A 23,695-nucleotide genomic window follows, 5' to 3' on the forward strand; every position below is an offset into this window, starting at 1 on the left:
GTTTCCCCGTGTGCGGTGTGGTTCTTCGTATTGAAGTATCGGCGACCCCCTATCGGTATCCGTCCCTATGTCTAAGCGCAATCTATCGGTCTTCTGGATCGTCTTTTTCTGGTGGGCCGCTTGCTCGCTGGTCCTGAGCGGCCAGACCGTGCGGATGAACCAGGCGCTGGGCACGCCCGTCAGTTGGGCCGAGTCCCTGGTCAGCACCTACGCGGGCTGGATGACCTGGGTGCCCCTGACGCTGGGCCTGTACTGGCTGATTCGGCGCTACCCCATCGAGCGCGGTCGGGTCCTGCGCTCGGGGCTGGTGATGGCGGCGGCGGTGGCGGTGATCGTGTTTCTGCGCGCCGTCTACGTCTACTCCACCGACTCGATCTTCGACTGGTACGGCGACAAACCGCTGCCCGATTTCGGTGGCGTGTTGTTGGCCAGCGTGGACAGCAACTTCTTGATGTCCTGGATCGTGGTCGGCATGGTGCACGCCCTGGTCTTCTACGAACGCATACGCGAACGCGAGAAAAAGGTGGCGGAGCTGGAAACCAGCCTGGCGACGACGCGGTTGGATGTGTTGCGGGCCCAGCTCAATCCGCACTTCTTGTTCAACGCCTTGAACTCGGTGGCGGAGATGGTCCATCGCGATGCCGAGCAGGCCGATCGCATGTTGGTATCGCTGTCGTCGCTGTTGCGCGACAGCCTGGCCTTGGATCGAGGGCAGCAGCGGCCCTTGCGCGAGGAGCTCGCATTGGTGCGCCATTACCTGATGATAGAGGCGATACGGCTCGGCGATCGCTTGCGCGTCGAGTGGCAGGTCGCCGCCGATTGCCTGGAGGTGCCGGTGCCGGCGCTGATTCTGCAACCGCTGGTGGAGAACGCCATCATTCACGGCATCGCGCGCCGGCGCACGGCCGGCACCTTGCGCTTGAGCGCGAGAATCGTCGGCCGACAACTGCTGCTGGAGGTCGAGAACAGCGCCGCGCCGCAGACGGACGTGGTTCCGGGCACGGGTATCGGCTTGCAGAGTACCCGCAGCCGCCTGCAGTTGCTGTACGGGGCGGAGGCGGGTCTGAGCCAGGCCGTTACCGATTCCGGGCGGTATCTGATGCGTCTGAACATCCCGGCTGTGCGGATGGATCGGGTCGCGAAGCCGAGCCTGCGCGAGGCGTTCTCGTGACCGCTCTACGCGTGGCCATCGTCGATGACGAGCCGCTGGCGCGCGCGCGCCTGCGCCGTCTGCTGGGGAAAGTCGGCAACGGTTCGCTGGAGGTGGTGGCCGAATGCGTCGATGCCGAGGAACTGATCGCGATCGCCGACAGCGCTAGGCTGGACGTGCTGTTCCTGGATATCGAGATGCCCGGGGTGGGCGGGTTCGGCGCGTTGGCGCGCTGGCAGGGGCCGCGGCCGCAGGTGGTGTTCGTCACCGCGTATCCGCAACACGGCGTGCGTGCCTTCGATGCGCGCGCCACCGACTACCTGATGAAGCCGGTTTCGGCCGAGCGGTTACGCGACACCCTCAAGCGCGTGCGCGAAAGCATGCCGGCGCTGGCCGCATCGGCGCAGGTCCCGGGCGAGGGAAAACGCCTGTCGCTGCAGGTCGGCCAGCGCACCCACCTGGTGCCGGTCGATCAGATCGATCTGGTGCTGGCCCAGGGCAATTACCTGGATGTGCATGCCGCCGGCGCCGTATACACGGTTCGCGGCACCCTGACCGAGTTCCACGGCGGTCTGGAAGCGCAGCGCTTCGTGCGCGTGCATCGCTCGGCGGTGGTACGCATCGCCGCGGTCCGCGAGATCCGCCCGATCGGTTCCGGGCGCTTCCGTATCAGCTTGTGGGGCGGCCAGCATCTGCATTCCGGCCGCCACTACCGCGACCAGGTGCACGATCTGATCGGTTGACGATGCCGAGGGCGGCGCAGCGCCGCTCCCTGTCGCGGTGAGAGTGCGGTTCGTCGACGCGGTAATGGCGTTCGTCCCCGACGCGCGCGCAGCGAAGGCGGTATGCGTTCTGATCCAGTCTCTTCCATTCGCTACGGAGCGAGACATGAGCATAGGCAACAAACCGTCGGCCCGGTTCGGCATCGCGGCGATCGCGGCGTCGGCGCTGCTGTCGGCCTGCGCGTCCTTCGCGGTCAGCGACGACGCGCTGGTCCAGCGCACGGGCTTCGCCTTGGGCATGGAGCCGCGCGAGTTCACCATTTCCAATCGCATGGACGAGGGCACCACCACGCGCTACCAGGTCAAGGCGAGCGGCGGGCGCACATTCAACTGCTTCGTCGGGGGTTCGGTGTCGGTGCTGGGGAAATCGGTGTCCGAAGCGGTATGCACCGAAACCGGCAAGGGCGCGGGGCAGTCGGCTCCCAAGTCTCAGCGCTCCGGCACCTGCAACGCGCTGCTGAAGGCCGCGGGCAAATGCTGAGGCGGCCGCAAGGATGCGCGGCAGGCCGGATCTAGCGGTCGTGCCGCTCGTCGTGCGTCTTGGCGCGGCGTTCCAGGACGTTGAGCACGGTCAGTACCAGCAAGGTCAATAGGGTCGCGGCGAAGGCAAGGGCGTGGTAGCCGAAACCGCAGGCGACGCCGATCACGGCCACCATCAGCAGCGAAGCGGCGGTGGTGATGCCGGCGACCGCCTGGCCGCGGCGGTGCGAGAAGATCGTGCCGGCGCCGATGAAGGCCACACCCGCGACGACCGCTTCGACCAGACGCAGAGGGTCGGTGCTGATCCGGCCAGGCGGCGCCAGGTTGGCGTCGGCCAGGCTGAGCTGACCGATACCGATCAGCAAGGCGGATGCGCTCGCGACCAGCATGTGGGTGCGAAAGCCGGCGGGGCGATCCTTCAACTCGCGCTCCAGGCCGATCAAGCCGCCCAGCGCCATGGCGTAACCGGTGTCGACGATCACCCACAGCTGGTCCATCCAATCCATGCTCATTCGCGCTCCTCGCGTTTCATGTGGCTGCTTCGATCCGGTAGGGGCGGCTGATGCGATGCGGCTGCGCCAGCGAGGCCGCCGCCAGCGCGCCGTACGCGCGCACCGCGTCGATGCGCAACTCGTTCAAGGCCGGTGGTTCGCCGACGACCAGCGCCGACATCAGCAGGTGCGGATCGTCGGCATGCGGGCTGACCCAGCCGGCGATGCCGGCGACCGGTTCATCCTCGCCCATGTCCCAGAAGCAGCCGGTCACGGTGTGCAGCCGGCGATGCGCCACGGCCGTGGTTGGCGACGTGGCGGCATCGGCGCGGTACTGCGCCGCACCGATCAGCAACACGGTGCGGGCGGCGGCCGCACAGGTGAGGTAATCGGCCCAGGTGTGCAGGGGCACCTGCGCGATCGGCCCGTAGTGATGCAGAGCGAGGAAGGCATGCAAGCAACGCTCCACCAAGGCGGTCGCGCCGCGGCGATCGAGCTGGATCGCCGTGGACAGCAGGGCCTGGCGACGGTAAGGCGGCGCATTGCGTTGCCTTACCGCCTGACGGAAGCAGGCGCCGACCTCGGCAACGATGTCGACCTGCAGGGACGCGAGCGCGTCCAGGGCCCGCGCCTGCGGCGGGCCGCGTGCGGGGCGGGCCTGGCGAGCCTCCAGGCCCGCGAGCAGGAGCAGCTCGGGGACCGGTGGATAGTATTCGCGGCTGGCCAGCCGCAGGGCGGCGTCGATGGACATCGGAAGGTGGACTCGGCGTGTGTGACTGTCCAATACGCCTGCGCGAGTCAAGCTTGCGTCATGTGCAGCCGCGTGCATTGACCCCGTCGTCACCGACGTGAACCGTTCGCCGTCGGCGATATGCACCTCGTTCAAGAGGCTCGCTTGCTGGCCCGACGCTTGCTCGCCTTCGCCGCCTTCTTGGCGGGGGCGGCCTTCTTCGCCGCGGGCGTGCGCTTCTTGGATTTCAGGCTTTGCTCCAGCAAGGCCATGAAGTCGACCACGTTGGTCGCCGCGTGCTCGTGCTCGGCCGGCTCGTCGACGATCTTGGTGGTCTTGCCCTTCGATTTGATGCGCTTTTGGATGATCGCCGACAGGCGCTTGCGGAACTCGTCGTGGTAGCCGTCCGGCTTCCATTGCGAGGTCATGGATTCGATCAGCTGCTTGGCCATGGTCAGCTCCTTGGGCGCGATGCGGTAGCGACCGGTGGCGGCGTGCGGCAGCTTGTATTCCTCTGGGTCGACCAGCTCCTGCGGGTAGCGCAACAGCATCAGGATCAACGCGTCGCCCTCCGGAATCAGCGCGCACAGATACTCGCGCGTGCGGATCACCACCCGCGCCACTCCGACCTTGTCGGTCTCCTTCAGGGTTTCGCGCAGCAGCACGTAGCCTTTTTCGGCCTTCTTGCCGGGCACCAGCACGTAGGGCTTCTCGAAGTAGCGCGTGCCGATTTCCGCGCGGCCCACGAACGCTTCCACGTCGATGGATTCGTGGGTCTCGGGCGCGGCCGCGGCGATGTCCTCCTTCTCGATCACGACATAGCTGCCCTTGTCGTATTCGAAGGCCTTGACGATGTCCTTCCAGGGCACTTCCTCGCCGGTGTCCGCGTTCACGCGCTCGAAGCGGATCGGTTTCTTGTCGCGCGAGTCGAGCATGCGGAAGCTCAGGTCGGTGCGGCGCTCGCCGGACATCAGCGATACCGGGACATTGAGCAAACCGAACGAGAGGGTGCCGGTCCAGATGGGGCGTGCCATGGCGTTTTCCTTGCGTAGACGAGACGAAGGCGTTAGGCCGGACGATACGAGCGCCCGCGTTAACGCCGTTTCATCGGGCTGAAGGCGCGCCGAACGCGCCTCGGCTCAGGCCCGCCTGTGCCGCGCGAGCAGGGCATCGATCCCATTCAGGTCCTGCGAGACGCGCTCGATGCCGTCCCAGGGATGGGCTTTGAGGCGCTTGAGGCGTCGCAGCGCGGAATCGATGTCGAAGGCGTCGCCGGCCTTGACGCGCCCCAGCTCCTCCCAGCGCAGCGGCATCGCCACCGGCGCGCCTGCGCGCGCGCGTAGCGAGAACGAGGCCACGCTGGTGGCGCCGCGGCCGTTGCGCAGATAGTCGATGAAGATCTTGTTGCGGCGGAATTTCTTGGCCGCCGACGCCACGTAGTTGAGCGGTTCCGCCGCCGCCATGGATTCGGCGAAACCGTGGGCGAAGGGTTTCACCTGCGACCAGTCGCAGGCCGGGGCCAAGGGCACCACCACGTGCAGGCCTTTGCCGCCGGAGGTGCGCACGTAGCTGCGCAGTTCCAAAGCCTCCAGCAGCGTACGGATCTTGCGCGCCGCGGCGACGGTCTCGGACCAGGCCACGCCCGGTCCCGGGTCCAGATCGAAGACCATGCGGTCGGCGCGGTCCGGCGCGTCGGCGAGCGCGCCCCAGGGATGGAACTCCAGCGCATTGAACTGCACCAGCTCCATCAGGCCGGGCGCGTCGCGGATCACCAGATAGTCGGCGCGCGCGCCGGACTCCTCTTTCAGCGCCACCGCGTCGACGCGTTCCAGGCCGGCGACGCGGTGCTTCTGGAAAAAGCACGGCCGCGCCGTGCCCTGGGTGCAGCGGATCACCGAGACCGGACGATCGATCAGTTCCGGCAACAGCCAATCCATCACGGCCTGGTAGTAGTCGGCCACGTCCTGTTTGGTGGTGCCGCGATCGGGATAGACGACGCGATTGGGACTGGTGAGCTGCATCTGTGTCTCCGGTGGCGCGGTTTTGTCCTGGGCGGCGGCGCGCTTGCGTGGCGAAGTCGACGCCGCCGGCTTCGCGCGCGGACGATCGGAATCGACGAGGTCCGCCGGCGCCTTATCCGAACGCAGGCCCTTGAGCGAGGGCTGGCGCAGCAGGCCGTAGCCGCCGTAACCGCGGTAGTAGACCTCGACCACCGCGCGCGGCTCGAACCAGCGCGCGCCGCGCAGATCGGTGCTGTGCGGCGGCACGTGCACGCTGGGGCTGTCCTGCGCGTCGCGTGCGAGCAGCGGCGCGAGTTGTCGGATCAAGCCTTCAGAGAATCCGGTGCCGACGCGACCCGCATATACCCAGCCGTGGCGCGCGTCCGGGCGCGCCAACAGCAGCGCGCCGAAGCCCTGACGCCGGCCCTTGGGCGCGGTGTAGCCGACCACCGCGAACTCGTCGCTGCTCAAGCGTTTGGTCTTGCGCCAGTCGTCGCTGCGGCCGGCGTGATAGTGGCCGTCGGCACGCTTGGAGATGATGCCTTCGTAGTGTCGGTCGGCGGCCAACTCATAGGCGGCTTCGCCGTCGCCTGCGATGTGCGAACTCAGGCCCAGCCGTGCGGGCGGCGGCTCGAGCAAGCGCGCAAGCAGGCGCTTGCGGTCGAGCAGGGTGGCCTTGCGCAGGTCGACGCCTTCCAGATGCGGCAGGTCGAACAGCATCAGGGTGAGCGCACCGGTCCTCTCGCCGGACAAAATGCCTTGCAGGAGATTGAAATCCGCCTTGGTGCCGGCGCCGGCGATCAGCTCGCCGTCGAGCTGGGCCTGCTTCAGCCGCAAGGACGCCAGCGCCGAGACGATGTCCGGCAGGCGCTGCGTCCATTCCACGCCGCTACGCGACCACAGCCGGACCCTGCCGTCGACCACCGTCGTCAGCAGGCGGTAGCCGTCCCATTTGAGCTCGTGCACCCAGCCGTCGCCCGCGGGCGGTCGCTCGTGCAGACGCGCGAGCTGGGCTTCGAAGGCCTGGTCGCGGATGCGGGCTTTCGTGGCACCGGCGATCGCCAGCGCCCGCGCGCCCCAGTCGATGCGACGGCGGCGCGACGGCGCGGCGACTTCGCTCAGGCGGCGTTTGCTCGCCTTGCCGGTGCCGGCGCGCCTGCGGTCCGCGGCGGGCGCGGGCGTGACGTCGCCCAGCAGGTCGTCGGCCTCCAGGACGCTGGCGTATTCGTCGGCTTCCTTGAACAGCAGCCATTGCGGTTGCCGCGCCGGCTTGCCGGATCGGACCAAGTGCCAGGCGCCCTTGAGTTTGCGGCCGTGCAAGGCGAAGCGCAGGTGGCCCTTGGCCAGTTGCGTCTCCACGTCGTCGTCGGTGGTCCATGCGCCGTGGTCGAATTGGGCGACGTGGCCGGCGCCGTACTCGCCTTCGGGAATCGCGCCTTCGAACGCGGCATAGCCCAGTGGATGGTCCTCGACCTCCACGGCCATGCGCTTGATCTTGGGGTCGTAGGACGGCCCTTTGGGCACGGCCCAGCTTTTCAGCACGTCGCCTACCTGCAGGCGGAAGTCGTAGTGGCGACGGCCGGCGTGGTGCAGTTGCACGACGAACTGCGGTCGATCGCCGTGCCGCGGTCCCGTCTTCGCAACCGGCTCCCGGGTCTTGTCGAAGCGCCGTTTGCGCTGGTACTCGCTCAGACTCATTGCGGCGTCCGCTCGCAGGCGCCGGGCAATACGCTGGGCGGCGGACGAGTGGCCATGGCGCGATCCGGGCCTCTAGCTTTCGCTTATCAGGGAGAGCAGGGGCCGTCGGCCCATACGGCTCGACAGCAGCGCCTTGAGCGGATCCAGGCTCACGTTTTCGTAGGCGTAGGCCGTAATGTTGTGGCGCCCGTGGTAGTACTCGTAGCGCCGGCTGTCCTGGCTGCGGCGGATGCAGCCGACCCTCTTGCCGTCGCAGTACACGTCGATGGCATCCGCGCTCGATCCTTTGCGGAACGTGACTTGCATAAGTCTGCTCCCGAGACGTATCGCGATCGGATGGTGCGCACCGGCGCGTGCACAGCGCGTCAGCAAGGCCGATCCAGTCGAAACCCTGAACGGCCGATATCCCGTCGATCTCGACGCGCAGCGCGGCGACGGGACGCGAGCCCCGCCGCCGCGCCGTCGCCGGCGTCCTACTGCTGGGTCGGAATGTTGACCTTGTCGATGCCGTGGAGGACGCCGTTGCTGGAGCCTATGTCGGCCGCGGTGATGCGTGCGCCGTCGATGCTGATCGTGTCGTCGAGCACGGCGATCGGCGCCGATTGGCCGTTCACGGTTCTGGCGTTTTCCCACTGGCCGATATCGGCCACCAGCCTGCGTCCGCTGACGACGTGGTAGTTCAGCAGCGAGGTCAGCTCTTGCTTGTTCTCGGGCTTGAACAGGCGCTCCAGATCGCTGGCTGGCAGCTTCTCGAAGGCTGCGTCGGTGGGCGCGAAGAGGGTGTACGGACCTACGCTGCGCAGGATGTCGCTCATGCCGGCGCGGTCGATCGCCTGACCGAAGGTCTTGAACGAGCCGTGGGCGGCGGCGGTATCGACCAGGTTCTGGCTGTTGGGCGCGCGGTTGTCGGGATTCATGCGATGAGTGCCTATGAGTGCGATCCGCACGAGGGCGGAATCGGGAACGGCCGTGGCCGCGACTCCCGCGTCGGCAGGAGGTCGAAAGGCTCAGTGCGGATGGGGAGGGAAGCGTGCTGCGCGGCTGAGTGGCCGTTACGACCTTGCGTCGTAGTGCCGCAGGAGCATGCGCGCGTCGGCGTTACTGATTCGTGATCGCAGGCGGGGTGCCGTCATGCGTCGTTTCGCGCGCGATGCGGGCCTCATCCGGCGCTCTCGCATCGCCGACCGCCGGTCCGAAACTTCAACGCCGCAGGCCGGTTGGTGCTAGTTTGAAGCTGCCTTCAAGGGCTGCGGCACAGCATGTGCTACGGGATCTTGTCCGCTCCAGCGAGACGATCTCATGAATCCGGTCAAGCGTCACCGCGTCGTCCGTCACTCAGCTGCGGCTGCGGGCGAGTCCGACCCGTATTCCCGTCCCGCCATCGAATCGGCGGAGAACGAGGGCTGGCCCCCACGATGGTTGGGTGCGCAGCTGGTTCAGATCCTGCATGCGGTGCCGGGCCCGCGGCCGGGTGGGCGTTGGTCGCGCAAGGAAATCGCGCCCAGCCCATGAGCAGCGGCCCGACCCTATGCGCCCTGGTTTTCTTCGTGTCGGCCATGCTGCTGGAAAGCGCGGTGTCGCTGCGCTTTCTGCTGCGCCTGAGGCGCAAACATCCCAAGCAATGGGCGCACGCGGCGCAGCCGCCGTTGTGGCAGGACCGTACGCTGTTCAGCGCACGTGAGACCATGCTCTATCTGAAGGACCACGCCTTCGTTTCCAGTCGGGATTCCAGCGGCATCCGCTATTGCGAACGCAATCGCGCGGCGATGCTGGCGGCCTACTGGATCACGGCCGTGGCCGGCGTGGCGTTCCTGGTCAGCGTGGCAACGAACGGATGGTAGGGCGCGCCACCGAAACCGCTGCGAGCGGCAGGACCAGCAATGGCCGCCTGTTCGAGCGCTATCGCGGGGTGGCCTATGAGATCGGCATCGCCGGGCACCGCGGCGGCCGCTTCGATCCCCAGGCCTGGGTGGAGGGCAGCGCGATCGGTATCGTCGGCGCCGGCGCCGGAACCTATGCCCTGGCGCTGGCCGACATCCGCGCCAGGGTCGAGATCCGGATTGGGCGGATGCTGCTTGGACTGGAATGCGCGGGCGAACCCCTGTAAACCGGAGTGTGGCGATGCGGCGATCCAACACCCATTCCTACGCAATCTCGGCCAAGAGGGGCTAGCCATGTTTCAGAAGAACGACGGCGAGTTTCAATTCGCCTTCGCGGGCTACGGGTCCTCGCGCGAGGACAAGCTCGCGCCGATGGTCGAAGTCGGCGATCAGGTCATATTGCGCGTCGACGCGGGCGACGAGCTCGATCACCAGTTGATCGTGCGGGTGCGCACCGCCGCCCCAGGGCAGGACTATCTGGGCGCGGTCGAAGGCTTCGAGGAACTGTCCGAGCGCGTGGCGGGTTTCCCGCGCGGGCAGATGGTCCGGTTCGCTCACGACGAGATCCACTTCTGCGACAAGTCGGGCATGCGCTCGCCGGATCGCGGCCCCAACAAGCGCGAGCGGGCCTAGGACGGCTCGCTCACTCCTGGCGCGTCGTCGCCAGGCGCAGGAAGGCTTCGTGCTGGTAGCGGCTCATGCGCAGCTGCTGACCGGTGTCCATGGTGACCACGTGGTGGCCGTTGAACCAGGGGTGGATGGCCTGGACGCGGCGCACGTTGACGATCGCCGAGCGGTGGACGCGGGCGAAGTGGCGCGGGTCCAGGCGTGCGGCCAGCGCGGCCATGGTCTCGCGCAACTCGTGCACGCGATCGGCCAGGTGGATCTCCACGAGGTTGCGGCTGGCCTTGATCCAGACGATGTCCTCGACCGGGATGAAGACCAGGCGTTCGTCCACGCGCACTGGGATGCGCTCCAGGTAGTCGTCGCGACGGCGCAGCGCTTCCAGCGCCTGCAGGATCTGCACGGAGGGCAGGGCGCCACCGTCGGCGGCCGCGTTCAGGCGCGCCTTCGCGCGCTGGAGGGTGGCGGCGAAGCGCTCGCGGCTGAAGGGTTTGACCAGGTAGTCGACCGCGTTGGCTTCGAAGGCGCGCACCGCGTATTGCTCGTAGGCGGTGACGAAGATCGTCGCCGGCATGCGTTCGGCGCCGATCGCGGCGACCACCTCCATGCCGGTCATCGCCGGCATCTGGATGTCCAGGAACACCAGATCGGGCCGTTGCGAACGGATCGCGACCACCGCCGAGGCGCCGTCCCCGCATTCGCCCAGCAGCTCGATCTGGGCATCGTCGCGCAGCAGGCGCACGATCGCGTGGCGCGCGATCGGCTCGTCGTCGATCACCAGCGCGGTCAGGTTCATGCGGGTACGTGCTCCGGCGCCTCGTCGGCTTCCTCGATCTCGCGGTAGGGCAGGCGTATGCGGCAGGCGACGCCGCTGGGCCAGATCATGTCGAGACGGATATCCGCGGTCTCGCCGTAGAGTTCCTTCAGACGCAGGCGGGTGTTGGACAGGCCGATGCCGTGCCCCAGCGGATCGGCGCCTTCCTCCAGCGTGCTGTTGCGGTTGCGCACATCGATGCAGAGCTGGGCGTCCTCGCGCCGGGTCTCGATCTCGATGCAGTCGTCGCCCACGCGGCGGCCGATGCCATGGCGGATCGCGTTCTCGACGATGGGTTGCAGGACCAGGCTGGGCACGGCGCAGTCGAGGGTGTCGGGGGCGATGTAGATGCGCGTGCTCAGGCGGTCCTTGAAGCGCATGCGCTGGATGCCGAGATAGAGATCGAGCAGGGCCAGTTCGCGGCGCAGGGTGATCTCCTGGCCATCGTAGTCCTCCAGGAACGCGCGCAACAGATCGCTCAGGCGCAGCAGCATGTCCTCGGCCGAGCGCTGATCCTCGTCCAGCAGGGTCACGATGGCGTGCAGGGTGTTGAACAGGAAGTGCGGCTGCAGCTGGGTCTTGAGCACCTGCAGGCGCGACTGCGCCAACTCGGTCGCGAGCCGGCTGGCCTCCAGTTCGCGCCGCGCCTGCTCGGCGCGGAAGTGCAGGGCCTGCTGGATCGCCAGCAGGGTCCAGTAGGTGAGCAGGCAGGTGGCGGTGTGCTTGCCGACGAACTGGCGGAATTGATCGGCGAAGGTGCTGGACTCGGTCACGCTCGAGATCAAGGCGCCGATCACCAGCGCCAGCAGGCTCACGCCGGCGCTGGCGAGCAGTTGGGTGCCGAACGAGTCCAGGCGGAACGGCGGCTGGATCGGGTAACGCTCGGCCAGGCGGAACACCAGCGGCGCCAACGCGGCCCAGGTGTACCACTGGATCGCCGACCAGCGCAGATAGTCGAAGGACGACCAGGTGCTGCCGCCCAGGGCGTCGTGCATGTAGCCCTGCAGGGCGAACACTGCCACCACCGCCGACCACAGGACGAGGTAGCGCGACAGGGCGATCTCGGTGCTGCCGAAGCGGATCTTCATCGGGCGCGGTCGTGAGGGATGTCCGCATCCTAGGCGCAGCGCTGGCCGGCTGGAAGCGCCGCACGCGCTCGCTACGATTGGTCGCCGCGCTGCGACGATTCGTCCCGAATCGCTTTCGCGCGCGGCGGCGGGCTGCCCTGATGGTCGCGCCGATGGCGACGCGCATGCGCGCCGCGGCGCCCCTTCATCCCGCCGGAGCCCCGCCATGCGCCCCATCCGTTTCGCCGTCGCCCTCACCCTGTGCGTCGCCGCCACGACCGCCGCGAACGCCCATGCCCGCGGCCGTTACCTGGAATTGGTCAACCGAGCCCACGACAGCGTGGTCGCCGTGGCGATCGCCGACGCCGGCCAGAGCGCGTTCCGCGACGCGGCGCTGGGCGAGTCGCTACGCGGCGGCGGCGGCTCGGCCACGATCGAGCTGGACGGCGAGGCCTGCCGGCGCGATTTCCGGGTCGCCTTCCGCGACGGCCGTAGCCAGCTCTATCGCGATATCGACGTGTGCCGCCGCCAGCGCCTGCAACTGCGCCCGTTTCCGCGCGAGCGCGAAGCCGGTGCGATGGCCCGGGAGTGAGCCGGGCCGTGCGCCGAGTGCACGGGCCTAGACCATCAGGCCCGTGCTGGACAGCGGCGAGCGCCCCATGCGAGCGCCGAGCACGCGTTTGAGTTCGTCCAGGCTACTGTTGCTGTAGGCATAGGCGAAGTCGTTGAGGACGCCGTGGTAGTACTCGTATCGCGCCTGGTCGGCGCTGCGGCGGATCCAGCCGACGTGCACGCCGCCGTAGCGCACCTCGATGAGCACGCCCTTTTCCGTAACGACTTCCAGATAGCCCAGATCCATGCTTGCCTCATGCAGTCGTGGCGACCGCGGCACCTTGCCTGTGCCTACATGAACGTACCGGCTCTGGTGGCCGCGACGCGCGGAATCCGTATGGGTTTGTGAAAACCGCGTCAGTGCCGCGTTCGCGCTCGCGCATTTGACGTTTGCGCGGCGCCGATCCAACAATCCGCCGGCCTTCCATTGCGGAACCCTCATGCCGGCCAGCCGCGACATCGAGATAGTCAACCTGATCAACGCGATCGTGCATCAGGCCACCGCGCGGTAGAAAATCGCCGGTGCTGGTGTTCGCCGACGCCGACCTGGACAAGGCGGCGCGCGCGATCGTCGGCGAGATCGCGTTCAAGAGCGGGCAGTACTGCGCGGCCGGTTCGCGTTTGTTCGTGCAGCGTTCGATCCAGGACGCCCTGCTGGAACGCATGCAAGCGGCGATGGACGGGATTCGCATCGGCGCCGGTTACGCGCAGGGCAGCGACATGGGGCCGATGATCTCGCAGCGCCAGCGCCAGCGCGAACGCGCGCAGGCCATCGTCGATCACAGCCTGAGCGAGGGCGCGCAGGCCTTGCGCGGCGGGCGCGCGCGGCCGGGGCCCGGCTATTTCTACGAGCCGACTCTGCTGACCCAAGCCACGCCGCACATGCGGATCGCGCGCGAGGAGATCTTCGCGCCGGTGCTGACGGTGATGGCTTTCGACGACGACGCGACGCCGGCGCAGGTCGCGGCGCTGGCCAACGATTCGCACTACGGCTTGTCGGCCAAGCTGTGGGCGCGCGACCTGGGCACGGTGCACGAGCTGATCGGACGACTCCAGAGCGGCCAGGTCATCGTCAACGGCGGCGGCGGCGAGGTCACGCTGCCGTTCGACGGGGTCAAGCAGTCCGGTTACGGCCGCGAGAACGGCCACGTCGGCCTGTCGGCCTACACCGAGATCAAGGCGGTGCGGCTGGGCTACTGACGGCGCCGGCTCAGGCCGGCGAACGCGCCAGTCGCGCCTGCTTGGCCGGCGGGCGGCTGGGCAGGGCGTGGCGCAGGATCCGCCACACCACCTGGCCGAACTGGCGCGGCAGCGAGCCGGTGTTGTAGTGCTGGCCGTAGCGCGCGCAGATCTCGCGCACGTCCACCGCCATCGCGGCGTAGCGGTGCGCGGGGATGTCGGGATAGAAGTGGTGCTCGATCTGATGGCTGAGGTTGCCCGTCATCAGGTCCATCAGCTTGCCGCCGGTGAGGTTGGACGAGCCGCGCAGCTGGCGCAGGTACCAATGGCCGCGCGATTCGCCGGCCACCGACTCCTTGGAGAAGGTTTCGGCGTCGGCGGTGAAGTGACCGCAGAAGATCACGGTGTAGGTCCACAGGTTGCGCAGCACATTGGCGACCACGTTGCCCAGCAGCACCGGCAGGAAGAACGGGCCGGCCAGCAGCGGGAAGAACACGTAGTCCTTCAGGACCTGACGCGCCATCTTGCGGCCGACCGGACGGAAGTGCCGGCGCAACTGCGCGGTACTGGTCTTGCCGATCCACCAGCGGCCCAGGCGCAGGTCCTGGATCGCCACGCCCCATTCGAACAGCAGGGCGAAGATCACCGCGACCAGCGGCTGGACCAGGTAGTAGGGCTTCCAGCGTTGCTCCGGGAACAGACGCAGCAGGCCGTAGCCGATGTCGTCGTCCATGCCGCGCACGTTGGTCCAGGTGTGGTGCTGGTAGTTGTGGGTCTTGCGCCAGTTGTCGCTGGTGCCGGCGATGTCCCATTCGTAGGTCTTGCCGTCCAGATGCGGGTCGCGCATCCAGTCGTACTGCCCGTGCATGACGTTGTGGCCCAGCTCCATGTTCTCCAGGATCTTGGACAGCGCCAGCAGCAGCACGCCCAGGATCCAGGCCGGCAGCAGCAGGGCCGGCAGGAAGGCGCCGCCGATCGCGCCGACCATCAGCGCCAGGCGTCCGCCCAGGCCGGTCCAGCGCACCGCGGCGACGATGGCGCGGATGTAGTCGGCGTCGCGCTGGCCGAGCTGGGCGGCGGTGCGCGCGCGCACCGCGTCGAGTTCCACGCCGAAACGTTCGAGTTCGTCGGGGCTCAGCGCACGATTGCGGGATGTGGTGGTCATGGGGGTCACAGATCGAGGACGAGATCGCTGGTGGCGCTGTTCACGCACAGGCGCAGCGCGGACACCGGCTCGTGTTGGACATCGCCGGTGTGCAGGTGGCGGGTGCTGCCCGAACGCTTACCGCAGGCGCAGGTGTTGCAGATGCCCATGCGGCAGCCGGAGGCGGGCTTGAGGCCTTGCGCTTCCAGCGCGCTGAGCAGGGACTGCCCGCGCGCCACGGTGAAGCTGCGTGCGCTCGCGGCCAGGGTGATCTCGACCGTGCCCTCGGTTTCCAGCGTGCGCGGCGGCGGGCTGAAGGCCTCGGCTTGGAACGAGCGTGCCTGCGTGGCGAGCAAGGCGCGCGCCTGGTCGACGAAACCGCCGGGGCCGCAGGCGTAGACCTCGCGCTGCGCGAGATCGGGCAGGCTGGCCAGCTGCGCGGCGTCGATGCGGCCTTCGCCCTCATCGCGCGCGAGCGCGGCCTCGCCGGTGAGCAGGAAGCGCACCTGGAACTGCGGATGCGCGGCCGCGTAGCCGCGCAGTTCGTCGACGAAGCACAGCTGCTCGCGCTTGCGCGCCCAGTACAACAGGCTCAGCGGGGCGGGCATGCCCTGCGCGGCCAGGGCGCGGGTGAGCGCGATCATCGGGGTGATGCCGCTGCCCGCGGCCAGCAACAGGCGTGCCACGTGAGCGCCCTTGTCCAGGCGCAGCTCGCCGAAGGCCGGGCCCAGGTCGAGCACATCGCCGACCTGGGCCTGTTCGCACAGATAACGGCTGAGCTTGCCGCCCTCGACCGCCTTGACCGTGATCGCGATGCGGCGGTCGCGGCCGGGCAGGCCGGTGGGGCTGTAGCTGCGGGTCACGCGGCAGCCGTCGATCTCGGCGCTGACGTTGAGGTGCTGGCCGGGCAGGCAGCCGGCCCAGTGGTGGTTCGGGCGCAGGACCAGGGTCACCGCGTCGGCGGATTCGGCACGGCGCTCAAGGATGCGCGCCAGCGGGCGTTCCCAGGACCAGGTCGGGTGCAGGCGCGAGGCCCAGAAATCGAACACGCCCGGCGACAGCCAGGGCCGGGCCAGGCGCCTGAATGGGCTGTCCGGGCGGCTGGAGTTGCGGGCGGGGGTGGGGCGGGGGCGGGCGCTCATGGGCAACACTATACACGTGAGAGCACAAGTGTATAGACACATGTATATTGACCGCCGTCGTTATGATGCAGGCCCGATCCCGTCCATGCTCGTCTCCGTGACCCAACACCCCGTAGCTGCCGACGACGATTCGACCTCCGCGCGCAAGGCCGCGATTTCTCGCGACGACCTGCTGGCCGCGGCGCTGCGCCTGATCGGGCCGCATCGCAGCGTGTCCAGCCTGAGCCTGCGCGAGGTCGCGCGCGAGGCCGGGATCGCGCCCAACAGCTTCTATCGCCAGTTCCGCGACATCGACGAGTTGGCGGTGGCCCTGATCGATCTGGCCGGGCAGTCGCTGCGCAAGATCGTCGGCGCGGCGCGCCGGCGCGCCGCGACCAGTCACAGCATCGTGCGCGACTCGGTCACCGCCTTCATGGAACAGGTGCGCGCCGACGACAAGTTGCTGCACGTGCTGCTGCGCGAGGGCACGGTGGGCTCGGACGCGTTCAAGCAGGCGGTGGATCGCGAGCTGACCTTCTTCGAGGAAGAACTGCGCATCGACCTGGTGCGCCTGTCGGCGGCAGACGGCGTGACCCTGCTGGAACCGGCGTTGGTGGCCAAGGCGATCACCCGCCTGGTGTTCGCGGTCGGCGCCACCGCGATGGACCTGCCGCCGCACAAGGACGCCGAGCTGATTCAGCAGCTGACCCAGATGGTGCGGATGATCCTGGCCGGCGCGCAGGCGATGGCGCGCGACTGAGGCCGCGGGGCGCGCTCGACGCCGCGCCGCCGATGCCGCGATCGCGCCGATCGCGTAGGCGCCGGATTCGACGGATGTAGCCGCGTAGCCGCGGCAGCGCGGCCTGGGCCGACGAATGTGGATGCGAAATCGCGAGCGCTAAGCTCGCCGGCATCCTGCACCCGCGCTCAGGGTGCGCTTGCGACCAGGGTCAGATGCGGCCGCGGCCGGCCCGGTGCGGTGACTTCGAAATGACGTACCTGGGTGCCCATGGCGAGCTGGCCGGACGGGGCGTAGATCTGCACGCGCACGTCCACCCGGTAGGCCTTGGCGTGCTCGACCGCGTCCTGGTGCGCGGCGGCGCCCGCGGCCTGCAGGTCGCGGTGCGGCTCGATCGTGGCCGGACTGCAGATCAGGCTGCCGTGGTTGTGCTGTTCGCGAAGTTCGACTCGGTACGGCATGGCGCAGGTCCCGGTGGCGTGGGCGGGGGCCGGCTTGGACGGGCCGGTGGTCGGGCGGGCATCCAGGGACGAGCGAGGTCCTGGTCCGGATCCGCGTTGGCTGCCAGACCGGGCCAGTCTGCACCCGCGTCGATGGCGAGTCAGTCGGCGCAGGCCTGATACGCATGTAGGAAAAATCCGAATCGGCCCGTTCATGTGTGCGCACGGCCGCCTCGCGGTCGGATGGTGGCGCGCGCCGATGACAGTCGTGCGTTGCCGCGCGCTGGCGGCGTGGGCCGCCCCTATAATCGGCCGGCGCCTGGCCTGGGCCTTCCCGGGGACGGTGGCGGTTCCTCACTACGTCAGGGCAGGGCATGCAGGATCTGGCAAGCGCACGCATCGCGGTCATCGGGCTGGGCTACGTCGGGCTGCCGCTCGCGATCGAGCTGGGCAAGCGCTACGACACCCTGGGCTACGACATCGACGCCGCGCGCGTGGCTGCGCTGGCCGCGGGCGAGGACGGCAACGGCGAGGCCGGCGCCGACGAGATCGCGGCCGCCGCGCGCCTGCGCTTGAGCGCCAACCCCGAGGACCTGCGCGACCGCGACGTGTTCGTGGTCACCGTGCCCACGCCGGTGGACGAGCACAAGCGCCCCGACTTCGGCCCGCTGGTGCAGGCCAGTCGCAGCATCGGCGGCCTGATGCGGCCGGGCGCGCTGGTGATCTACGAATCCACCGTGTACCCGGGCGCGACCGAGGAAATCTGCGTGCCCGAGCTCGAGCGCGCCTCGGGCCTGCGCTACAACCAGGACTTCCACGTCGGCTACAGCCCGGAGCGGATCAATCCCGGCGACAAGCAGCGGCGCCTGGTCGATATTCCGAAGGTGACCTCGGGGTCGACCCCGGAGGCGGCCGAGCTGGTCGATGCGCTGTACCGCAGCATCATCCTGGCCGGCACCCACAAGGCCTCCAGCCTGCGCGTGGCCGAGGCCGCCAAGGTGATCGAGAACACCCAGCGCGACGCCAACATCGCCCTGGTCAACGAATTCGCGCTGATCTTCCAGCGCCTGGGCATCGACACCACCGAGGTGCTGGAAGCCGCGGGCACCAAGTGGAATTTCCTGCCGTTCCGTCCGGGTCTGGTCGGCGGCCATTGCATCGGCGTGGATCCGTATTACCTGATCCAGAAGGCGCAGGCCGCCGGCTACCACCCGGAGATCCTGCACGCCTGCCGCCGCATCAACGACGCCATGGGCGAGCACGTCGCCGCCGACGTGATCAAGCGCATGATCCAGCGCGGCGTCGCCGTCGCCGGGTCGCGCATCCTGATCCTGGGCCTGGCGTTCAAGGAAAACTGCGCCGACCTGCGCAATACCCGGGTGATCGAACTGGCGCGCCAGTTCGGCGAGTACCGGGCCCAGGTCGATATCCACGACCCCTGGGTCGATGCCGACCACGCCTTGCGCGAATACGGGGTCGAGGTGGTGACGCAGCCGCAGGCGGGCGCTTACGACGCGGTCGTGCTGGCGGTCGCGCACGAGCAGTTCCGCGCGCTGGGCGCGGCCGGCGCGCGCGCCTACGGGCGCCCGGGCGCCTTGCTGTACGACATCAAGAGCGTCTACCCGCGCGACCAGGTCGACGCCCGACTTTGATCGTTCGATGCGACCCGCGCGACGCGCGGCCGCGTTATGCTCGCCGCAGCCCGCGATCGAACCGCCCGCCATGCGCTATGCCGTCTACATCGCCAGCCTGATCCTGCTGCTCGCATCGGTGCTGATCGCGACCCTGTGGGAACCGGATTGGTGGTGGGGCGCGCTCGCGTTCGGCGCCATCGCCGCGCTGGGCACCTGGGACCTGCTGCAGACGCGCAGCACCCTGCGCCGCAACTATCCGGTGCTCGCGCATTTCCGCTACGGCCTGGAATCGATCGGCCCGGAGATGCGCCAGTACTTCATCGAGGCCGATACCGCCGAGGTGCCGTACTCGCGCCAGCAGCGCGCCCTGGTCTATCAGCGCGCCAAGTCGGTCAACGACGTGCGCCCGTTCGGCACCCAGCAGGATGTGTACGGCCACGACTACGAATGGATCAACCATTCGATGTCGCCCACGCCGCATGTCGAACACGATTTCCGCATCGTCATCGGCGATGCCAGCGCGCAGCCGTACTCGGCCAGCGTGTTCAACATCTCGGCGATGAGCTTCGGCTCGCTGTCGGCCAACGCGATCCGCGCGCTCAATCGCGGCGCCAAGCTGGGCGGCTTCTACCACGATACCGGCGAGGGCTCGATCTCGCCGTATCACCGCGAGAACGGCGGCGACCTGGTCTGGGAAATCGGCTCGGGCTATTTCGGCTGCCGCGACGAGCAGGGCCGTTTCGACCTGGCGCGCTTCACCGCGGCCGCGGCCGATCCGCAGGTCAAGATGATCGAGATCAAGCTGTCGCAAGGCGCCAAGCCCGGCCACGGCGGGGTGCTGCCGGCGGCCAAGGTCAGCGCCGAGATCTCGGCCACGCGCGGCGTGCCGATGGGTCAGGACTGCGTTTCGCCGGCCAAGCACAGCGCCTTCGATTCGCCGCGCGGGCTGCTCGAGTTCGTCGCGCGCCTGCGCGAAGCCTCGGGCGGCAAGCCGACCGGCTTCAAGCTCGCGATCGGCCACCCCTGGGAATGGTTCGGCATCGCCAAGGCCATGCACGAAACCGGGCTGCTGCCGGACTTCATCGTCGTCGACGGCGCCGAGGGCGGCACCGGCGCGGCGCCGGCGGAGTTCATCGATCACGTCGGCGTGCCCATGCACGAGGCGCTGATGCTGGTCCACAACACCCTGGTCGGGCTGGAGCTGCGCGATCGCATCCGCATCGGCGCGGCCGGCCGCATCACCAGCGCCTTCGATATCGCACGCACCCTGGCGATGGGCGCGGACTGGTGCAACGCGGCGCGCGGCTACATGTTCGCGCTGGGCTGCATCCAGGCCCAGAGCTGCCACACCGATCGTTGCCCGACCGGTGTCGCCACCCAGGATCCCAGCCGCTGGCGGCGCCTGGACGTGCCGGACAAGGCCACGCGCGTGTTCCATTTCCACGACAACACGCTCAAGGCCTTGCGCGATCTGCTGTGCGCGGCGGGGCTGTCGCATCCGGAGCAACTGGGGCCCGAGCACATCGTGCGCCGGGTGTCGGCGACCGAGGTGCGTTCGCTGGGCGCGCTGTACAACTTCCTCGCGCCCGGCGATCTGATCGGGCGCATTCCGCAGCACGCGGTGTTCCAGAGCTACTGGGCCGGCGCGCGCAGCGATTCATTCGCCGCGCCCGACAAGGTGGCGTCGCTGCGGGCCAGCAAGTCCATGTGAGTCCGCGGTTTGCGGCGGCGCCCGCTTTCTGTGGGAGCGGCGTGAGCCGCGATCGAGCCCGCACACCGCAGCGCGAGCCCGACAGCCGTTGGAGTTCAATCGCGGCTCACGCCGCTCCCACAGAAGTCCAAAGCGGCCAAGCGGCAAGACTCAGAGCAGCTCCAACACCCGTTCCGGCGGTCGCCCGATCACCGCGCGGCCGCCGTGCACGAACAGCGGGCGTTCGATCAGCTGCGGATGCGCGGCCATCGCGGCGATCAGCGCCGCGTCGTCGAGGTTGGGGTTGTCCAGGCCGAGCGCGGTATAGGCGTCCTCGCCGTTGCGCAGCAGGGCGCGCGCGGGCAGGCCCAGCAGGTCCAGCAGGCCGCGCAGTTCCTCGGCGTCGGGCGCGCGTTCCAGATAGGCCACGATCTGCGGCTCGATGCCGCGCTCGCGCAGCAGCTCCAGCGCGCCGCGCGACTTCGAGCAGCCGGGGTTGTGATAGAGGCGGGTAGGGGACGAAGGCTGCATCGCGCGCTCCTGACGGCGGCAGTGCCGGCCGCGATCGCACGGCGACGGCCCACGGTACCGGCTCCGGAGAATCGAGCCGCGGAAAAGACGAAGGCCGGCTTGCGCCGGCCTTCGTCCGTATCTGGTGGGCGGTACAAGTTTCGAACTTGTGACCCCTGCCGTGTGAAAGCAGTGCTCTACCGCTGAGCTAACCGCCCAAATACTTGGGCCGCAGATTGTAGGGGGCGGGCGCGGACTAGGCAAGCCTTCCTCGTTGCCGCCCCCCGTGGCCTCATTCCAGCTGCGCGCGCGCGTAGGCCCCGTCCAGCGCCTCCATGGCGTCGATGGGCTTGAGTTTGGCGGCTTTTTCGTAGGCCGCGGCGGCCGCATCCTCCTGCTTGTCGCCGTGCAGCAGCATCAGCACGTTGCCCTGCTCGATGTAGGCGATCGGCGAGTCCGGAGTCAGCTTGAGCGCGGTCTTAATGTGCTTGTCGGCCTCGGCCGCCTTGGCGCCGTAGGTGAGGCCGCCGATCATCGCGCCGACCTTGCCGATGATCTCGGCGTGGTACAGCGCCATCGCGGTATGCGCCTCGGCGTGCTTGGGCGCCAGTTCCAGGGTGGCGTCGAGCGCGGCGCGGACCTTGCCGGCGATGCCGGCCTTGAGCGCCTTGGCGATGCTCAGGCCCTGGCTGTAGCGGCCCAGCGCGAAGGCGTGGCGGTAGTGGCTGTTGGCCTCGTCGGGCAGGGCCTTGACTGCGGCCTCGGCGAGCTTGGCCGCGTGCTCGTAGCGCTTGAGCTTCTCGGCCTCGTCGTCGACCAGATAGGTCGCGTGGATGCCCAGCGCCTTCACCGCCACCGAGGCGCCGACCGGGCCCAGCGCTTCGCCGGCGTCGAAGGCGGCCTTGAAATCGCCGCGGTGGAAGGCGCGCCAGGCGTCCTGCAGCGCGCTCGCGAGCGCGTCGGCATCCAGGCCCTTGGGCGCGGCCTTGCCGGCGGCGGCGATCAGCGCGGCCGCGCGCTTGGCGTCCGGATAGGCTTCGGTGTCGCCGGCGTGCAGCTTGGGCCAGGCTTTCTTGAGGGCGTCGCCGGCGTAGGCGTAGCCCTTGGCATCGTGCGGAAAAGCGGCCCAGGCGGATTTCGCGGCCATCTGCAGTCCTTGTCGTAAGTCGGTAGCGCAGCATCCCGCCACCGGCGGTGTTCTGGCAAGGGCCGGCGCCTAGTGTGATTGCTCCATGGCGCTTGGCCACAGTGGCGGTCGAGAAACCGGCCCTCCGGCCGGTCAGCGGAGCACTCAGATGGCAACCGTCAAACGCAAGACCCGCGCGCCCAAGGAAACCACGCTGCGCCACCTGTGGCTGGCCGGCCTCGGCCTGGTCGCGATCGCCCGCCGTGGCGGCTTCGACGCCGCCGGCCGCGCGGTCGAGCGCGCCGACGCACTGCAGCGCAGGGCGCAGAAGTTGGTACGCGAAACGCGCCAGAACCTGCGCGGGCAGTTGGACAACGTACGTGGCCAGGTCGAGCCGCGGGTGGTGAAGTTCAGCGCCGAGGTCGAGACCCGTCTGGCGCCGGTGCTGGACAAGCTGGGCCTCAAGCCCAAGGCCCAGCGCAAGGCGCGCAAGCCGGCCAAGGCCAAGAAGAAGCCGGCGCCGGCGCGGCGCGCGGTGCGCAAGCCGGCCAAGCGGACCGCGCGCAAGGCCTGAGGCCGCTGCGTTAGCGACGAGAAAGGGCGCCGATCGGCGCCCTTTTTTGTGGCTGGCGTCGGCGGTCGCGGCCGCTGCTGCGGATGGAATGCCGATCGCGGCTTACGCCGCTCCCACAGCAGGCGCCTGATTCCGTAACGACGGATTCGCGGTCAGTCCAGGTAGGCGCGGGTCAGCGAGTTGAGGTGGACGCGCTCGGCGTCGCGCAGGAACGGCGCCATCAGCATCATCACCTGGACGATGCCGTCGCGGATCGCGGCATGTTCGTCCTTGTCGCCGCGCGCGGAGGCGTAGTTGAGCCAGAAGGTGGCGATCACCAGCACGTTGGTGGCGGTGGCGGCCAGTTCGTCGCTGGAGGCGCGCATCACCCCGGCCTGGGACAGGCCGCGCATGACCGTATGCGCCTGTTCGTCGGCGCGCTTGAGGATGCGCGCGAAGCGCAGGCGCAGGCGGCGGTTGCGGCTGAGGATCTCGACCAGGTCGCGGTACAGGAAGCGGTAGTCCCAGATGCACTCGAACACCAGGTGCAGTTGCAGCCAGATGTCCTCCAGCCCGGGCAGGCGCCCCTGCGGCGCGGCGAGCGCGCCGTCCATGCGCTCCTCGTAGCGCGCGAACAGCTGCTCGATGATGTCGTCCTTGTTGCGGAAGTGGTAGTACAGGTTGCCGGGGCTGATCTCCAGCTCGTCGGCGATATGGTTGGTGGTGACGTTGGGCTCGCCCTGGGCGTTGAACATGGTCAACGCGGCGTCGAGGATGCGCTGGCGGGTCTGTTTGGCCACGGGGTCAACCCGCCCTGGATCGTGACGCCATCGGTCGGCGCGCCCCGCGCGGCATCAGTCGCGCAGCTTCTTCACGAGGTCGACGTACTTCTTCATCGCCTCGTCCTGGCCGGTGCCCTTGAGCTTGGCCCAGGCCTCGTACTTGGCGGTGCCGACGAAATCGAAGAATCCCGGCTTGGCGCCGCTGACGTCGCCCTCGGCGCCCTGCTTGTACAGCGCGTACAGGCGCAGCAGGGTGTCGTTGTCGGGGCGCTCGGACAGCGACTGCACATCCTTTGCGGCTTGCTCGAAACTGGACTTCAGATCGGACATGGTGTGCCCCTCCCGGCGACCAAGGTGATGGGGCATTACCGCACGCACCGGCGGGGTGGTCAATACGGAAGGGAATTGTCCGCGCGCCCGGGCTCTGGCAAGTTAGGCGTGTACCGCCG

The 23,695-nt window shown here is 68.7% G+C and carries 28 protein-coding genes and 1 tRNA gene; 12 read left to right on the top strand and 17 right to left on the bottom strand.

Features of this window, described 5'->3' with window-relative positions; translation table 11 throughout:
• The first annotated feature begins 67 nt into the window (after nt 1–67).
• The 3 genes from ASE35_RS04275 to ASE35_RS04285 all read left to right on the top strand — a co-directional run bounded on the left by ASE35_RS04275 (nt 68) and on the right by ASE35_RS04285 (nt 2,413).
• A complete protein-coding gene (locus tag ASE35_RS04275; protein ID WP_056174331.1) occupies nt 68–1,171 on the top strand; it encodes a histidine kinase in 1,104 nt (367 codons plus the stop codon).
• Nucleotides 1,168–1,893, top strand: a complete 726-nt coding sequence (locus ASE35_RS21455; protein ID WP_056174333.1) for a LytTR family DNA-binding domain-containing protein — start codon at nt 1,168–1,170, stop codon at nt 1,891–1,893. Before ASE35_RS04275 ends, ASE35_RS21455 begins: the two co-directional genes overlap by 4 nt.
• Nucleotides 1,894–2,038: 145 nt before the next feature.
• Nucleotides 2,039–2,413 (top strand): hypothetical protein, encoded by a 375-nt coding sequence (locus ASE35_RS04285; RefSeq protein ID WP_057163053.1) that lies wholly within the window; start codon nt 2,039–2,041, stop codon nt 2,411–2,413.
• 31 nt (nt 2,414–2,444) lie between these two features.
• On the opposite strand, the gene ASE35_RS04290 is transcribed toward ASE35_RS04285, so the two are convergent.
• From ASE35_RS04290 to ASE35_RS04315, 6 genes are all read right to left on the bottom strand, one after another.
• Nucleotides 2,445–2,924 (bottom strand): MgtC/SapB family protein, encoded by a 480-nt coding sequence (locus ASE35_RS04290; protein WP_235567138.1) that lies wholly within the window; start codon nt 2,922–2,924, stop codon nt 2,445–2,447.
• Nucleotides 2,925–2,940: 16 nt separating this feature from the next.
• Nucleotides 2,941–3,654 carry a hypothetical protein gene (locus ASE35_RS04295; RefSeq protein WP_056174337.1) on the bottom strand — a complete coding sequence of 238 codons (714 nt, stop codon included), beginning with the start codon at nt 3,652–3,654 and terminating at the stop codon, nt 2,941–2,943.
• A 131-nt stretch (nt 3,655–3,785) separates the two neighbouring features.
• Nucleotides 3,786–4,667: a Ku protein gene (locus ASE35_RS04300; RefSeq protein WP_056174339.1), complete on the bottom strand. Its 882-nt coding sequence runs from the start codon at nt 4,665–4,667 to the stop codon at nt 3,786–3,788.
• A 105-nt stretch (nt 4,668–4,772) separates the two neighbouring features.
• A complete protein-coding gene (gene ligD, locus ASE35_RS04305) occupies nt 4,773–7,331 on the bottom strand; it encodes a DNA ligase D (RefSeq protein ID WP_057163054.1) in 2,559 nt (852 codons plus the stop codon).
• 72 nt (nt 7,332–7,403) lie between these two features.
• A complete protein-coding gene (locus ASE35_RS04310; protein ID WP_057159178.1) occupies nt 7,404–7,637 on the bottom strand; it encodes a hypothetical protein in 234 nt (77 codons plus the stop codon).
• Nucleotides 7,638–7,804: 167 nt separating this feature from the next.
• Nucleotides 7,805–8,248 carry a fasciclin domain-containing protein gene (locus tag ASE35_RS04315; RefSeq protein ID WP_056174346.1) on the bottom strand — a complete coding sequence of 148 codons (444 nt, stop codon included), beginning with the start codon at nt 8,246–8,248 and terminating at the stop codon, nt 7,805–7,807.
• 591 nt (nt 8,249–8,839) lie between these two features.
• Between ASE35_RS04315 and ASE35_RS04320 the strand changes: the two genes are divergently transcribed.
• The 3 genes from ASE35_RS04320 (at nt 8,840) to ASE35_RS04330 (ending at nt 9,844) form a co-directional block, all read left to right on the top strand.
• Nucleotides 8,840–9,172 carry a hypothetical protein gene (locus tag ASE35_RS04320; protein ID WP_056174348.1) on the top strand — a complete coding sequence of 111 codons (333 nt, stop codon included), beginning with the start codon at nt 8,840–8,842 and terminating at the stop codon, nt 9,170–9,172.
• Nucleotides 9,166–9,438: a hypothetical protein gene (locus ASE35_RS04325; protein ID WP_057163055.1), complete on the top strand. Its 273-nt coding sequence runs from the start codon at nt 9,166–9,168 to the stop codon at nt 9,436–9,438. Before ASE35_RS04320 ends, ASE35_RS04325 begins: the two co-directional genes overlap by 7 nt.
• Nucleotides 9,439–9,505: 67 nt before the next feature.
• A complete protein-coding gene (locus ASE35_RS04330) occupies nt 9,506–9,844 on the top strand; it encodes a hypothetical protein (protein ID WP_056174353.1) in 339 nt (112 codons plus the stop codon).
• 10 nt (nt 9,845–9,854) lie between these two features.
• On the opposite strand, the gene ASE35_RS04335 is transcribed toward ASE35_RS04330, so the two are convergent.
• Together ASE35_RS04335 and ASE35_RS04340 are read right to left on the bottom strand one after the other, a co-directional pair.
• Nucleotides 9,855–10,631 carry a LytTR family DNA-binding domain-containing protein gene (locus tag ASE35_RS04335; protein WP_057163056.1) on the bottom strand — a complete coding sequence of 259 codons (777 nt, stop codon included), beginning with the start codon at nt 10,629–10,631 and terminating at the stop codon, nt 9,855–9,857.
• Nucleotides 10,628–11,737, bottom strand: a complete 1,110-nt coding sequence (locus ASE35_RS04340; RefSeq protein WP_057163057.1) for a histidine kinase — start codon at nt 11,735–11,737, stop codon at nt 10,628–10,630. The genes ASE35_RS04335 and ASE35_RS04340 overlap by 4 nt, the downstream gene beginning before the upstream one ends.
• Nucleotides 11,738–11,942: 205 nt before the next feature.
• On the opposite strand from ASE35_RS04340, the gene ASE35_RS04345 reads away from it, so the two are divergent.
• Nucleotides 11,943–12,308 carry a hypothetical protein gene (locus tag ASE35_RS04345; RefSeq protein WP_057163058.1) on the top strand — a complete coding sequence of 122 codons (366 nt, stop codon included), beginning with the start codon at nt 11,943–11,945 and terminating at the stop codon, nt 12,306–12,308.
• 27 nt (nt 12,309–12,335) lie between these two features.
• Here ASE35_RS04345 and ASE35_RS04350 read toward each other — a convergent pair whose 3' ends face one another.
• Nucleotides 12,336–12,575, bottom strand: coding sequence for a hypothetical protein (locus ASE35_RS04350; protein ID WP_056174361.1), 240 nt, complete (start codon nt 12,573–12,575; stop codon nt 12,336–12,338).
• A gap of 245 nt (nt 12,576–12,820) precedes the next feature.
• On the opposite strand from ASE35_RS04350, the gene ASE35_RS04355 reads away from it, so the two are divergent.
• Nucleotides 12,821–13,528 carry an aldehyde dehydrogenase family protein gene (locus ASE35_RS04355; RefSeq protein ID WP_082611110.1) on the top strand — a complete coding sequence of 236 codons (708 nt, stop codon included), beginning with the start codon at nt 12,821–12,823 and terminating at the stop codon, nt 13,526–13,528.
• 10 nt (nt 13,529–13,538) lie between these two features.
• Here the strand turns inward: ASE35_RS04355 and ASE35_RS04360 are convergent, their stop codons facing one another.
• On the bottom strand, nt 13,539–14,672 hold the full coding sequence (locus tag ASE35_RS04360) for an acyl-CoA desaturase (protein ID WP_057163060.1): 1,134 nt from the start codon (nt 14,670–14,672) through the stop codon (nt 13,539–13,541).
• Between the two features lie 5 nt (nt 14,673–14,677).
• The gene (locus tag ASE35_RS04365; protein WP_057163061.1) at nt 14,678–15,793 is read right to left on the bottom strand and encodes a ferredoxin reductase; all 1,116 of its coding nucleotides are present in this window, start codon (nt 15,791–15,793) and stop codon (nt 14,678–14,680) included.
• 85 nt (nt 15,794–15,878) lie between these two features.
• Here ASE35_RS04365 and fabR point away from each other — a divergent pair, with 85 nt between their 5' ends.
• Nucleotides 15,879–16,532, top strand: a complete 654-nt coding sequence (fabR, locus tag ASE35_RS04370; protein ID WP_056174370.1) for an HTH-type transcriptional repressor FabR — start codon at nt 15,879–15,881, stop codon at nt 16,530–16,532.
• 167 nt (nt 16,533–16,699) lie between these two features.
• On the opposite strand, the gene ASE35_RS04375 is transcribed toward fabR, so the two are convergent.
• Nucleotides 16,700–16,972 carry a hypothetical protein gene (locus ASE35_RS04375; protein ID WP_057163062.1) on the bottom strand — a complete coding sequence of 91 codons (273 nt, stop codon included), beginning with the start codon at nt 16,970–16,972 and terminating at the stop codon, nt 16,700–16,702.
• A gap of 353 nt (nt 16,973–17,325) precedes the next feature.
• Between ASE35_RS04375 and ASE35_RS04380 the strand changes: the two genes are divergently transcribed.
• A complete protein-coding gene (locus ASE35_RS04380; protein ID WP_057163063.1) occupies nt 17,326–18,603 on the top strand; it encodes a nucleotide sugar dehydrogenase in 1,278 nt (425 codons plus the stop codon).
• 70 nt (nt 18,604–18,673) lie between these two features.
• On the top strand, nt 18,674–20,296 hold the full coding sequence (locus tag ASE35_RS04385) for an FMN-binding glutamate synthase family protein (RefSeq protein WP_056174376.1): 1,623 nt from the start codon (nt 18,674–18,676) through the stop codon (nt 20,294–20,296).
• A gap of 150 nt (nt 20,297–20,446) precedes the next feature.
• Here ASE35_RS04385 and arsC read toward each other — a convergent pair whose 3' ends face one another.
• The 3 genes from arsC to ASE35_RS04400 all read right to left on the bottom strand — a co-directional run bounded on the left by arsC (nt 20,447) and on the right by ASE35_RS04400 (nt 21,932).
• Nucleotides 20,447–20,806: an arsenate reductase (glutaredoxin) gene (arsC, locus tag ASE35_RS04390; protein WP_057163064.1), complete on the bottom strand. Its 360-nt coding sequence runs from the start codon at nt 20,804–20,806 to the stop codon at nt 20,447–20,449.
• Between the two features lie 122 nt (nt 20,807–20,928).
• A tRNA-Val gene (locus ASE35_RS04395) sits at nt 20,929–21,003 on the bottom strand.
• A gap of 74 nt (nt 21,004–21,077) precedes the next feature.
• Nucleotides 21,078–21,932, bottom strand: coding sequence for a hypothetical protein (locus ASE35_RS04400; protein ID WP_056174380.1), 855 nt, complete (start codon nt 21,930–21,932; stop codon nt 21,078–21,080).
• A gap of 148 nt (nt 21,933–22,080) precedes the next feature.
• On the opposite strand from ASE35_RS04400, the gene ASE35_RS04405 reads away from it, so the two are divergent.
• Nucleotides 22,081–22,485: a phasin family protein gene (locus ASE35_RS04405; RefSeq protein WP_057163065.1), complete on the top strand. Its 405-nt coding sequence runs from the start codon at nt 22,081–22,083 to the stop codon at nt 22,483–22,485.
• A gap of 152 nt (nt 22,486–22,637) precedes the next feature.
• Here ASE35_RS04405 and ASE35_RS04410 read toward each other — a convergent pair whose 3' ends face one another.
• Entirely contained in the window at nt 22,638–23,264 is a 627-nt protein-coding gene (locus tag ASE35_RS04410; protein ID WP_056174384.1) for a TetR/AcrR family transcriptional regulator, read from the bottom strand.
• A gap of 54 nt (nt 23,265–23,318) precedes the next feature.
• Complete coding sequence (locus tag ASE35_RS04415; protein ID WP_056174386.1) at nt 23,319–23,576, bottom strand: acyl-CoA-binding protein; 258 nt, start codon at nt 23,574–23,576, stop codon at nt 23,319–23,321.
• Nucleotides 23,577–23,695: the final 119 nt, after the last annotated feature.

Origin of the sequence: Lysobacter sp. Root916 (assembly GCF_001429785.1) — a bacterium.
Lineage (GTDB): Bacteria > Pseudomonadota > Gammaproteobacteria > Xanthomonadales > Xanthomonadaceae > Lysobacter.

Coding starts and splice junctions, on each gene's coding strand:
- ASE35_RS04290 (WP_235567138.1), bottom strand. CDS start 2,924: ATGAGCATGGATTGGATGGACCAGCTGTGGGTGATCGTCGACACCGGT.
- ASE35_RS04315 (WP_056174346.1), bottom strand. CDS start 8,248: ATGAATCCCGACAACCGCGCGCCCAACAGCCAGAACCTGGTCGATACC.
- ASE35_RS04335 (WP_057163056.1), bottom strand. CDS start 10,631: ATGAACCTGACCGCGCTGGTGATCGACGACGAGCCGATCGCGCGCCAC.
- ASE35_RS04360 (WP_057163060.1), bottom strand. CDS start 14,672: ATGACCACCACATCCCGCAATCGTGCGCTGAGCCCCGACGAACTCGAA.
- ASE35_RS04295 (WP_056174337.1), bottom strand. CDS start 3,654: ATGTCCATCGACGCCGCCCTGCGGCTGGCCAGCCGCGAATACTATCCA.
- ASE35_RS04365 (WP_057163061.1), bottom strand. CDS start 15,793: ATGAGCGCCCGCCCCCGCCCCACCCCCGCCCGCAACTCCAGCCGCCCG.
- ASE35_RS04385 (WP_056174376.1), top strand. CDS start 18,674: ATGCGCTATGCCGTCTACATCGCCAGCCTGATCCTGCTGCTCGCATCG.
- ASE35_RS04400 (WP_056174380.1), bottom strand. CDS start 21,932: ATGGCCGCGAAATCCGCCTGGGCCGCTTTTCCGCACGATGCCAAGGGC.
- ASE35_RS04340 (WP_057163057.1), bottom strand. CDS start 11,737: ATGAAGATCCGCTTCGGCAGCACCGAGATCGCCCTGTCGCGCTACCTC.
- ASE35_RS04415 (WP_056174386.1), bottom strand. CDS start 23,576: ATGTCCGATCTGAAGTCCAGTTTCGAGCAAGCCGCAAAGGATGTGCAG.
- ASE35_RS04285 (WP_057163053.1), top strand. CDS start 2,039: ATGAGCATAGGCAACAAACCGTCGGCCCGGTTCGGCATCGCGGCGATC.
- fabR (WP_056174370.1), top strand. CDS start 15,879: ATGCTCGTCTCCGTGACCCAACACCCCGTAGCTGCCGACGACGATTCG.
- arsC (WP_057163064.1), bottom strand. CDS start 20,806: ATGCAGCCTTCGTCCCCTACCCGCCTCTATCACAACCCCGGCTGCTCG.
- ASE35_RS04325 (WP_057163055.1), top strand. CDS start 9,166: ATGGTAGGGCGCGCCACCGAAACCGCTGCGAGCGGCAGGACCAGCAAT.
- ASE35_RS04375 (WP_057163062.1), bottom strand. CDS start 16,972: ATGCCGTACCGAGTCGAACTTCGCGAACAGCACAACCACGGCAGCCTG.
- ASE35_RS04405 (WP_057163065.1), top strand. CDS start 22,081: ATGGCAACCGTCAAACGCAAGACCCGCGCGCCCAAGGAAACCACGCTG.
- ASE35_RS04380 (WP_057163063.1), top strand. CDS start 17,326: ATGCAGGATCTGGCAAGCGCACGCATCGCGGTCATCGGGCTGGGCTAC.
- ASE35_RS04275 (WP_056174331.1), top strand. CDS start 68: ATGTCTAAGCGCAATCTATCGGTCTTCTGGATCGTCTTTTTCTGGTGG.
- ligD (WP_057163054.1), bottom strand. CDS start 7,331: ATGAGTCTGAGCGAGTACCAGCGCAAACGGCGCTTCGACAAGACCCGG.
- ASE35_RS04350 (WP_056174361.1), bottom strand. CDS start 12,575: ATGGATCTGGGCTATCTGGAAGTCGTTACGGAAAAGGGCGTGCTCATC.
- ASE35_RS04330 (WP_056174353.1), top strand. CDS start 9,506: ATGTTTCAGAAGAACGACGGCGAGTTTCAATTCGCCTTCGCGGGCTAC.
- ASE35_RS04310 (WP_057159178.1), bottom strand. CDS start 7,637: ATGCAAGTCACGTTCCGCAAAGGATCGAGCGCGGATGCCATCGACGTG.
- ASE35_RS04300 (WP_056174339.1), bottom strand. CDS start 4,667: ATGGCACGCCCCATCTGGACCGGCACCCTCTCGTTCGGTTTGCTCAAT.
- ASE35_RS04320 (WP_056174348.1), top strand. CDS start 8,840: ATGAGCAGCGGCCCGACCCTATGCGCCCTGGTTTTCTTCGTGTCGGCC.
- ASE35_RS04345 (WP_057163058.1), top strand. CDS start 11,943: ATGCGCCCCATCCGTTTCGCCGTCGCCCTCACCCTGTGCGTCGCCGCC.